The 10,830-nt window shown below is 42.3% G+C and carries 7 protein-coding genes; 3 read left to right on the forward strand and 4 right to left on the reverse strand.

What is annotated here, in order from left to right; all coding sequences use genetic code 11:
• Nucleotides 1-50: 50 nt before the first annotated feature.
• A complete protein-coding gene (gene treR, locus HT703_RS04840) occupies nucleotides 51-761 on the reverse strand; it encodes a trehalose operon repressor (RefSeq protein ID WP_000760673.1) in 711 nt (236 codons plus the stop codon).
• Between the two features lie 184 nt (nucleotides 762-945).
• On the opposite strand from treR, the gene treP reads away from it, so the two are divergent.
• The 3 genes from treP (at nucleotide 946) to tig (ending at nucleotide 6,528) form a co-directional block, all read left to right on the forward strand.
• Complete coding sequence (treP, locus tag HT703_RS04845; protein WP_171043533.1) at nucleotides 946-2,913, forward strand: PTS system trehalose-specific EIIBC component; 1,968 nt, start codon at nucleotides 946-948, stop codon at nucleotides 2,911-2,913.
• Nucleotides 2,914-3,090: 177 nt separating this feature from the next.
• Complete coding sequence (treC, locus tag HT703_RS04850) at nucleotides 3,091-4,716, forward strand: alpha,alpha-phosphotrehalase (RefSeq protein ID WP_023936310.1); 1,626 nt, start codon at nucleotides 3,091-3,093, stop codon at nucleotides 4,714-4,716.
• Between the two features lie 528 nt (nucleotides 4,717-5,244).
• Nucleotides 5,245-6,528 (forward strand): trigger factor, encoded by a 1,284-nt coding sequence (gene tig / locus HT703_RS04855; protein WP_023933102.1) that lies wholly within the window; start codon nucleotides 5,245-5,247, stop codon nucleotides 6,526-6,528.
• A 136-nt stretch (nucleotides 6,529-6,664) separates the two neighbouring features.
• On the opposite strand, the gene HT703_RS04860 is transcribed toward tig, so the two are convergent.
• The 3 genes from HT703_RS04860 to rnhC all read right to left on the reverse strand — a co-directional run bounded on the left by HT703_RS04860 (nucleotide 6,665) and on the right by rnhC (nucleotide 10,749).
• Complete coding sequence (locus tag HT703_RS04860) at nucleotides 6,665-9,031, reverse strand: ATP-dependent RecD-like DNA helicase (protein WP_050975861.1); 2,367 nt, start codon at nucleotides 9,029-9,031, stop codon at nucleotides 6,665-6,667.
• A 218-nt stretch (nucleotides 9,032-9,249) separates the two neighbouring features.
• On the reverse strand, nucleotides 9,250-9,864 hold the full coding sequence (lepB, locus tag HT703_RS04865; protein WP_001083986.1) for a signal peptidase I: 615 nt from the start codon (nucleotides 9,862-9,864) through the stop codon (nucleotides 9,250-9,252).
• Nucleotides 9,865-9,867: 3 nt separating this feature from the next.
• Nucleotides 9,868-10,749 (reverse strand): ribonuclease HIII, encoded by an 882-nt coding sequence (gene rnhC, locus HT703_RS04870; protein ID WP_000146891.1) that lies wholly within the window; start codon nucleotides 10,747-10,749, stop codon nucleotides 9,868-9,870.
• Nucleotides 10,750-10,830 lie beyond the last annotated feature (81 nt).

A 10,830-nucleotide genomic window follows, 5' to 3' on the forward strand; every position in this document is an offset into this window, starting at 1 on the left:
CTACAAATATTATAGAGCCGAAAAAGGCTGAGATCTAGTGTCTCAGTCTTTTATTTCTTGCGCTTTGCAAAATCTACAAATCTAAATTTCTCTAACTTATGGCGACTTTCGGTAAACTGAAATTGGCGTCCGTCTTGGAGATAGACTTTTGATTTAATCGAAACGACATAAGGGTCTTTGCCAATGTCCATGAGAATCTTGTCTCGGTCGCTTGAGTGGTCAATGGTGATTTCCTTCTGAGCATAATCAATAAGGAGTTTGAGGCCATTTTCTATATAAGAATAGATAGACTGCTCAGCAATTTGGCGAGTGAGATTTGGGATGAGTTCCATATCCAGATAGTCTGTATCCAGAACGGATACCAGATCATCCACCACACGCTGGCGGACCACCTTCCAAACCATCCGAAACTCTGGGAAACCGGTTATCAGTGAGGATTTTTTATCAATAATAATCTTGTCCAGACTGACCACGTTGGTTTTAGAGCGCAGTCCAAGTTCTTTAACTAGTTCTTGGTAGCTGGTTAGGTTGGATACAGGGAAATTGACGGTTTCTTCTTTGACGACTTGAGAACCTTGCCCTCTTATCTTTTTGATCAATCCTTCCTCTTGGAGGAGAGACAGGGCCTTTCGGACGGTATCACGACTCACTTGATATTGCTCCATAAGGTCGTGCTCGCTAGGAAGGAAATCTCCGACAGCGTAAGTCTCGTTTTGAATGGTTTCTTGGATTTGCTTAAATAATTGTTGGTATTTCTTCATTTTGCCTGCTTAAATAGGTTTTTAGTCTAGTTTAATGAACACCTGTATCTATTTTACCATACAAGTGCTAGAAAATTTACAAAAAAACACCCTTTTTATACCAAACAAGTTGCAGACAAGTTTGGTATCATTTACAATATACTTATCAAATCAAACTTGCTTTGACAAGTATAAGGAGAATCAAATGGGAAAATTTGAACAAGAAGCCAAAGATCTGCTTCAGGCAATTGGAGGCAAAGAAAATGTGACTGCCGTAACTCACTGTGCGACACGGATGCGCTTTGTTTTAGGAGATGATAAGAAGGCTAATGTTAAAGCTATCGAGTCAATTCCAGCTGTTAAAGGAACTTTTACAAATGCAGGTCAATTTCAGGTAATCATTGGAAATGACGTGCCCATCTTTTATAATGATTTTACAGCCGTTTCAGGTATTGAGGGTGCTTCCAAAGAAGCAGCCAAGTCTGCAGCTAAGAGTAATCAAAACGTGGTCCAAGGTGTTATGACCACTCTGGCGGAAATCTTTACTCCGATTATTCCAGCCTTGATTGTTGGTGGATTGATCCTCGGTTTCTGTAATGTCTTGGAAGGTGTCCATTGGTCGATGTTGGATGGCAAGACCATCACAGAATCCTCTCAGTTTTGGGCAGGGGTTAATCACTTCCTCTGGTTGCCTGGTGAAGCTATCTTCCAGTTCTTACCAGTAGGGATTACTTGGTCTGTTTCTCGTAAGATGGGAACCAGCCAAATTTTGGGAATTGTTCTCGGAATCTGTTTGGTATCGCCTCAGTTGCTCAATGCCTATGCGGTTGCTTCAACGCTAGCAGCTGATATCGCAGCAAACTGGGTTTGGAATTTTGGTTATTTTACTGTTAATCGTATTGGTTACCAAGCCCAAGTTATCCCAGCCTTGCTTGCAGGTTTGAGTCTGTCTTATCTTGAAATTTTCTGGCGCAAACATATCCCAGAAGTCATTTCCATGATTTTTGTACCTTTTTTGTCATTGATTCCAGCCTTGATTTTGGCTCATACTGTTTTGGGACCAATCGGTTGGACAATTGGACAAGGACTTTCATCAGTTGTCTTGGCAGGTTTAACTGGTCCAGTTAAATGGCTCTTCGGTGCAATTTTTGGTGCCCTCTACGCTCCATTTGTCATCACAGGTCTGCACCATATGACCAATGCCATTGATACACAATTGATTGCGGATGCTGGTGGCACTGCCCTATGGCCAATGATTGCTCTTTCTAATATTGCTCAAGGCTCAGCCGTGTTTGCCTATTATTTCATGCATCGCCATGATGAGCGTGAGGCTCAGGTTTCACTTCCTGCAACCATTTCGGCCTATCTCGGTGTTACAGAACCAGCTCTTTTTGGAGTTAACGTAAAATATATTTATCCATTTGTTGCTGGGATGACTGGTTCAGCCCTTGCAGGCATGTTATCCGTTACTTTTAATGTAACTGCGGCTTCTATTGGTATCGGTGGTTTGCCAGGTATTCTCTCTATTCAATCTCAATACATGCTGCCATTTGCAGGAACTATGCTAGTTGCGATTGTTGTTCCAATGCTCTTGACTTTCTTCTTCCGCAAGGCTGGTCTCTTTACAAAAACAGAGGACGATACGGACTTGCAGGCAGAATTCGTTGCTCAAGAAGAAGCAGAATTTGTGAGTCATGAACCAGTAGAACTTACTCCAGTAGAAATTGTTAGCCCGCTGACTGGCCAAGTGAAAGAACTAAGTCAAGCAACGGATCCAGTCTTTGCTTCAGGTGTCATGGGGCAAGGTCTGGTCATTGAACCAAGCCAAGGTGAGTTGACTTCTCCAGTCAATGGGACAGTGACGGTTCTTTTTCCTACCAAGCATGCCATTGGTATTGTCTCTGACGAGGGGGTGGAATTGCTCATCCACATCGGTATGGATACAGTAGGTCTTGATGGCAAAGGATTTGAAAGTCTTGTAGCCCAAGGAGACCATGTCACAGTTGGTCAGCAACTGATTCGTTTTGATATGGATGTCATTAAGGCTGCAGGTCTGGTGACAGAAACTCCTGTTATCATCACCAACCAAGATGCTTATACAGCGACTATTCCCGGAACTTATCCGACAACGATCCAAGCTGGAGCATCTCTCATGGTCGCTACACGAATCTAATACTCTTCGAAAATCTCTTCAAACCACGTCAGCTCTATCTGCAACCTCAAAATAGTGTTTTGAGCAACCTGTGGCTAGCTTCCTAGTTTGTTCTTTGATTTTCATTGAGTATAATTGAAATAGCACAAATAGGGACGGAAGACTGCTTCCTCCCTTTTATCAGAAAAGGAGAAACAGATGACACTTGATAAAGGAAAAGTAGTCTATCAAATCTATCCAAAATCTTACAAAGACACCACTGGCAATGGTATTGGGGACTTCCGTGGAATTATTGAAAAAATTCCCTATTTAGCCAAACTAGGTGTGGATATGGTCTGGCTCAATCCATTCTATCCAAGCCCTCAACGGGATAATGGTTACGATATTTCAGATTATATGGCAGTAGATCCTCTTTTTGGTGATATGGCTGATTTTGAGGAAATGGTGCGTGTCGGTCAAGAGCACAAGATTGACTTTATGCTGGACATGGTACTCAATCATTGTTCGACAGAGCATGAATGGTTTCAGAAAGCCTTAGCTGGGGACAAGTATTATCAAGACTTTTTCTTCATCCAAGACCAACCAACAGATTGGCAGTCTAAGTTTGGTGGCTCTGCATGGGCGCCCTTTGGGAATACAGGGAAATACTACCTTCACCTCTTTGATGATACCCAGGCTGACCTTAACTGGCGCAATCCCAATGTCCGTAAGGAGCTTTTCAAGGTTGTTAATTTCTGGCGCGACAAGGGTGTCAAAGGTTTCCGATTTGATGTGATCAATTTGATTGGCAAGGATGAAGTCTTAGTGGATTGTCCTGAAAATGAAGGAAAGCCAGCTTACACAGACAAGCCCATCGTTCATGACTATTTGCGTATGATGAATCAAGCCACTTTTGGATCAGACGATAGTTTTATGACAGTTGGGGAAATGTCCTCAACCACCATGGGAAATTGTGTCCTTTATTCGTCGCCTGACCGTCAGGAATTATCCATGACCTTTAATTTTCATCATCTCAAGGTGGACTATAAGGATGGACAAAAGTGGACCTTGGCTCCCTTTGATTTTGAAGAGTTGAAGAGTCTTTACCATAGCTGGGGCAAGGAAATGAGTGATAAAGGTGGTTGGAGTGCTCTCTTCTGGAACAATCACGACCAACCACGCGCTTTAAACCGTTTTGTTGATATTCAAAACTTCCGCAAGGAAGGAGCTACCATGCTAGCGGCCAGTATTCACCTTTCACGTGGGACACCTTATATCTATATGGGCGAGGAAATCGGGATGATTGACCCAGACTATGATTCTATTGCTGATTATGTGGATGTCGAATCGCTCAATGCCTATCAGATGCTCTTAGAGGAAGGGAAGAGTCAGGAAAAAGCCTTCCAGATTATTCAAGCTAAGTCGCGTGATAATTCACGAATTCCTATGCAGTGGGATGCTTCTGAAAATGCAGGCTTCACAGTAGGGACTCCTTGGCTCAATGCAGGAAAATCCTACCCTCACATCAATGTAGAAAATGAAATCCAAGGTCCGATTTTCACCTTCTACCAAGACTTGATTCGACTGCGTAAGGAAATGCCTATCATCTCAGAAGGAAGTTACAAACCAGCCTTTGAAGATAGCAAGCAAGTCTATGCTTTTGAACGTCAGTATGAGGCTGAAAAGTTACTTGTGCTCAATAATTTTTATGCCACAGAAGTGGAAATCGATTTGCCAGTAGCCTACCAAAATGGACAAATTTTGATTTCAAACTATGAAGACGCAGAAGTGTCTGAGAAAATTCTACTCAAACCCTATCAAACACTGGCTATTTATGTAAATTAATACTCTTCGAAAATCTCTTCAAACCGTGTCAGTTTTATCTGCAAACTCAAAGCGGTGCTTTGAGCAACCTGTGGCTNNTTTCATTGAGTATAAACTTAGCAAGAAGACCTCTTTTTCAGAAAAGCAGGGTTCTTTTTGATGTCTATTCCATCCTTGAAAGTGTAGAACAAACTGTCAATCGAAAGTGATTATGTCCCAAAAAAATGGTGAGATTGAGGGCAATTATTTTGCTTTCATTTGACAAGAGGAACCCTTGAAGCAGTTTTGTCAGCTAAACCAAGGCTAATCTTAGCCTTGGCTTGTCAGCCTAACAGCATCAAGCATCTTATCAAATGAAATAGAGGGCTAGCTATCAGCTAGTTAAAACATCTAATTTTTAGGAGGGCTGGGTGACTAACTTCATTATAGAACTTTCATTTAGTTAGCAAAAAGGCTTGTTGTCTATAATTGTCTGCATTAGTCTAGATTTTATTTATAGAAAATGTTATAATAGACTGTATTTAAAAAATTTTAAGGAGAAATGACAGAATGTCTGTATCATTTGAAAACAAAGAAACAAACCGTGGTGTCTTGACTTTCACTATCTCTCAAGACCAAATCAAACCAGAATTGGACCGTGTCTTCAACTCAGTGAAGAAATCTCTTAATGTTCCAGGTTTCCGTAAAGGTCACCTTCCACGTCCTATCTTCGACAAAAAATTTGGTGAAGAGTCACTTTATCAAGACGTTATGAACGCTCTTTTGCCAAATGCTTATGAAGCAGCTGTAAAAGAAGCTGGTCTTGAAGTGGTTGCTCAACCAAAAATTGACGTAACTTCAATGGAAAAAGGTCAAGACTGGGTTATCACAGCTGAAGTCGTGACAAAACCTGAAGTTAAATTGGGTGACTACAAAAACCTTGAAGTATCAGTTGATCTAGAAAAAGAAGTAACTGACGCTGACGTTGAAGAGCGTATTGAACGCGAACGCAACAACTTGGCTGAATTGGTTATCAAAGAAGCTGCTGCTGAAAACGGCGATACTGTTGTTATTGACTTTGTTGGTTCTATCGATGGTGTTGAATTTGATGGCGGAAAAGGTGAAAACTTCTCACTTGGACTTGGTTCAGGTCAATTCATCCCTGGTTTTGAAGACCAATTGGTAGGTCACTCAGCTGGCGAAACTGTTGATGTAGTTGTAACATTCCCAGAAGACTACCAAGCAGAAGACCTTGCAGGTAAAGAAGCTAAATTCGTAACAACTATCCACGAAGTAAAAGCTAAAGAAGTTCCAGCTCTTGATGATGAGCTTGCAAAAGACATCGACGAAGAAGTTGAAACACTTGCTGAATTGAAAGAAAAATACCGCAAGGAATTGGCTGCTGCTAAAGAAGAAGCTTACAAAGATGCAGTTGAAGGTGCAGCAATCGATAAAGCTGTAGAAAACGCTGAAATCGTAGAACTTCCAGAAGAAATGATTCACGAAGAAGTTCACCGCTCAGTAAATGAATTCCTTGGAAACTTGCAACGTCAAGGTATCAACCCTGACATGTACTTCCAAATCACTGGAACTACTCAAGAAGACCTTCACAATCAATACCAAGCAGAAGCTGAGTCACGTACTAAGACTAACCTTGTTATCGAAGCAGTTGCCAAAGCTGAAGGATTTGACGCTTCAGAAGAAGAAATCCAAAAAGAAATCGAGCAATTGGCAACAGACTACAACATGGAAGTTGCTCAAGTACAAAGCTTGCTTTCAGCTGATATGTTGAAACATGATATCACAATCAAAAAAGCTGTTGAATTGATTACAAGCACAGCAACAGTTAAATAATCTTATACTCTTCGAAAATCAAATTCAAACCACGTCATCGTCGCCTTACCGTACTCANNTTCCTAGTTTGCTCTTTGATTTTCATTGAGTATTCATAAACAAAAATCCCACCTGAATTGGTGGGTTTTCTTGTGCACTATTTTCCAAAAATCTCTTTGAGATCTGCATCTGTAATCCCAATCATGGCCGGGATGCTGTCCCAGTTTTCTTCGGTTAGGATGTAGGATTGTTCAGAGGTACTTGATGTGGCTGTTTCAGAGACAGCTGGTTGCTTTTCTTCAACATTCTCCAATAAATCACTGAAGCGTTCAATCAGATAGGTTTTTCGGGCAGTTCCGATATGTTGAGTAGCATAGTCGAAGGCCTGTAATTCGCCTAGTAAGATAAGCTTGCTTTTGGCGCGTGTAATGGCTGTATAGATGAGATTGCGCTCCAGCATACGCCTACTAGCACTGGTGATCGGTAGGATGACAACAGGGAACTCACTTCCCTGTGATTTATGGATGCTCATGGCATAGGCCAGGCGAATCTTGTACCATTCGTTACGTGGGTAAGAGACTTCATTGCCATCAAAATCAATAACAATCTCGTCTTGTTTCGACTCGGTGTATTTACCAGGAATCAGGTCTGTGATGGCTCCTAAATCTCCATTAAAGACATTGATTTCAGCATCGTTGACCAAGTGAATGACCTTATCTCCCTTACGATAGTGGCACTGGGGAGCTTCAAAACTGAGTTGGTCTTTTTGTGGTGGGTTCAGGAGGTCTTGCATGAGTTGGTTGATGGCATCAATCCCTGCCGTCCCTCGGTACATGGGAGCCAGAACTTGGATATCACGGGCAGGAATGCCACTTCTGAGGGCAGCGCCTAAGATTTTCTCAATCGTAGCAGGAATATGGCCACTAGCAATTTCAAAGTAGGAACGGTCAGCTTTTTTCTGGGTGAAATCGGCTGGCAAGATGCCCTGTCGGATTTGACTAGCTAGGGTGACGATGGTTGATTCTTCGCTTTGCCGATAAATTTTTTCCAAGCGAGTCTGAGGAATTAAAGGAATATGAAGGAGGTCAGCTAGAACTTGTCCAGGGCTGACAGACGGTAGCTGATCGCTATCTCCCACGATGAGAATCTTACTGTTAGAAGAGATGTTGGAGAAGAGTTGATTGGCCAGCCAAGTATCCACCATGGAAAATTCATCCACGATAATAAAGTCAGCATCCAGATAATCTTCCAGATGACTAGTATCATCGTCACCTGTCATTCCCAAGTGGCGATGTATGGTCGCGCTAGGCAAACCTGTCAATTCATTCATGCGACGAGCAGCTCGACCAGTTGGAGCAGCAAGAAGAATGGGCAGATTGCTTTTCTTCCTGAAGTCAAGTCCTTCTAAAAGGGCATAAACAGCGATGATTCCATTGATAACAGTTGTCTTACCAGTACCAGGCCCACCTGTCAGGATAAAGACCTTGTTCTGGATAGCGTCACAAATAGCTTGTTTTTGAATGTTATCATACTCAATCCCCAGTTCTTGCTCGACAGTAGTGATATGCTTTTGAATAGTTTCTAAATCTTGTCTCTTCTGTTCTCCTTTTTCAAGGATACGAATCAAGTGACTGCGGATACCTTCCTCAGCGAAAAAGAGGCTGTTGTCAAAGATCTTGGTATCAATCTGCTGAACCTTGTCTTCTTCGATCAGGTAGGAGAGCTCTTGGGCAACTTGGCTGGGGTCTAGTTCCACGGGACGGGAAGACTCAAGGAGAGTAAGGGTTTGTTCCAGCAAATCCCGTGCTTCAACATAGGTGTCCCCTGTTTCCATACAGGCCTGAAAAAGACTGTGAACTAGACCGGCGCGGAAGCGTTCAGGAGCCTGACTTTCGATGCCTAGTTCCTCAGCTAGTTGGTCAGCAATGGTAAAGCCCAAACCCTTGATATCCTCAACTAGCTGGTAGGGATAATTTTCAACCACATCAAGGGTTTCTTCCTTGTAAAAGTCTTGAATCTGAAAGGCTAGTTTGTTGGGAATGCCGTAGTTGGCTAGTTTGGCCAAAACCATCTCCGTTCCGTAGTTGAGACGGAGAGTGGAGACGAAAGCCTCGCGATTTTTGGCAGAGAGCCCTGCGATGCCTTCTAACTTTTCTGGGTGTTGCAAAATTTCGTCAATGGTATTGTCGCCATAGGTGTCCACTATTTTCTGAGCTGTCTTGAGACCAATTCCCTTGAAATGGCTACTTGAAAAGTACTTGACCAAGCCCTTGCTAGTTGGTTTTGCACGTTCATAACGGTTGATTTGCAGTTGTTCCCCATACTTGGAGTGCTGGACAATTTGCCCCCAAAAAGTGTAGTCTTCGCCCCCAATCACATCAGCCATGGTGCCGGTGACAATAATTTCAAAATCATCAAAATCCTCTGCGTCTGTATCGTCGATTTCTAGGAGGAGGATACGATAAAAATTACTGGGATTTTCAAAAATAATCCGTTCAATGGTTCCTGAAAAATAAACTTCCATAAGATTCCTTTGCATAAATAGGTGAGAGTTAACTTTGTATCTATTTTATACTCAATGAAAATCTCTTCAAACCACGTCAGCTTCGCCTTGCCGTATATATGNNNNATTTTCATTGAGTATAACTTTGTTTCTATCTTAATCAAACTGGATAGTGAATAATCATATTCTCACGATAGAAGAAGAGGCTGAGATTGCTGACTCTCGGCCTCTTCGATTTCTTAAAATGTTCCGATACGGGTGATTGGCCAGAAGCGGAATTTAGCTTCCCCTGTGATATCTTTTGCTTTGAAGGTACCTACGTGGCGGCTGTCGCTCGAAACCAAGCGGTCGTCTCCGAGGAGAAGGTATTCTCCTTCTGGAACTGTAAAGCTAAAGTTGGTGTTGTAGTTGACATCAACTGTGAAGGCTTGAGCTTTTTGAGCGATACTTCTAAAGAAAGTTCCTTTATTTCCTTCAAATCCCTTGCCTGAGTAGGTGCTTTGGAGTTTGTCATCCTTGAAGCGTTTGATATAGTCAGCTAGATAAGGTTCATCTGTCTCTTTGTCATTGATGTAAAGTTTATCATTTTCGTAACGGATGGTATCGCCAGGCATTCCGATGACGCGCTTGACGATGTCCTTATTGCCATCTTCCTCATGGGCCACCACGATATCAAAACGGTCAATAGGGAGGTGCTTAACGACAAAGAGAATTTCGCCATCCGCTAGGGTAGGATCCATGGAGTGTCCTTCTACGCGGACATTACTCCAAAAAAAGATACGACTTAAAGCTAGTAATGACAGAATCAGGAGGAATAATCCCCACTCTTTTAGGAAATTTTTAAATGAATTCATAACTTACCTTTCTAAGCGTTTTTTCGCTTTTTCAGTATTTTTAAAGTGCAATTTGGCGCAGAAGTTGAGTCCCTGCATACCATAGGCTTGTAAAATCTGGCTAGCTACCTTATCAGAAGCTGTTCCAGCTCCACTTGGAAGTTGATAACCCAGTTCTCGTCCTAGATTTTCTAGATTTTCCAGAAAGAGATCACGCGCAATGATAGAAGAAACTGCGACAGCCAAGTATTCGCCCTCAGCCTTTTCTTCTAAGCTGATAGGATTGCTGAAACGATTGGCCTCTTGTGCCAAGTACTTGTCATAATTTTTAGCACTGGTAAAGGCATCAATCACAATTTTCTCAGGTTGAACGCCTTTTTGAAGAAGGAGATAGATAGCCTGGTTATGGAGGGCAACCTTAACCGAAACAGCATTGTAGCGGTCTCCGATGACCTCGTTGTACTTGCTTGGTGAGAGAAGCAGTGCCTGGTGCTGGATTTTGTCCTTGAGGATAGGGGCAATCTGACGAATCTTTTGGTCGGTCAGAGTTTTAGAATCCCCCACACCGAGTTTTCGCAAGAAAGCATGCTGGTCAGGTGTGACAAAGGAAGCCACAACTGCAAGTCCACCAAAGTAGGAACCATTTCCCACCTCATCTGTCCCAATCAAAGGAAGATTTTGTCCGCTGGTTTCCTCTACAACTTGATAGCCAAAGAAACGAGCATATTTCTCAGCTCCTTCACCCTGAAGCAAGACCTTTCCAGAAGTATAGATAGAAACCGTTGCCTGAGGCAGTCTCAAAAAGTAGCGGATATAGGGATTCTTACTAGGAGCCAGACTGGTTTGATAGTGTTCAAGAAAAGCCTGAATCTTCTTTTCACTTGGTGTGAGTGTTATACTTGCCATAGTTTCTATTGTACCATAAAAGCAGGCAAATTTGTAAAAACTGACAAAATTAGCGAATTTTGGTATAATCCCATCTTTGAC

The organism is Streptococcus sp. 3874 (assembly GCF_013276425.1).
Lineage (GTDB): Bacteria > Bacillota > Bacilli > Lactobacillales > Streptococcaceae > Streptococcus > Streptococcus pseudopneumoniae.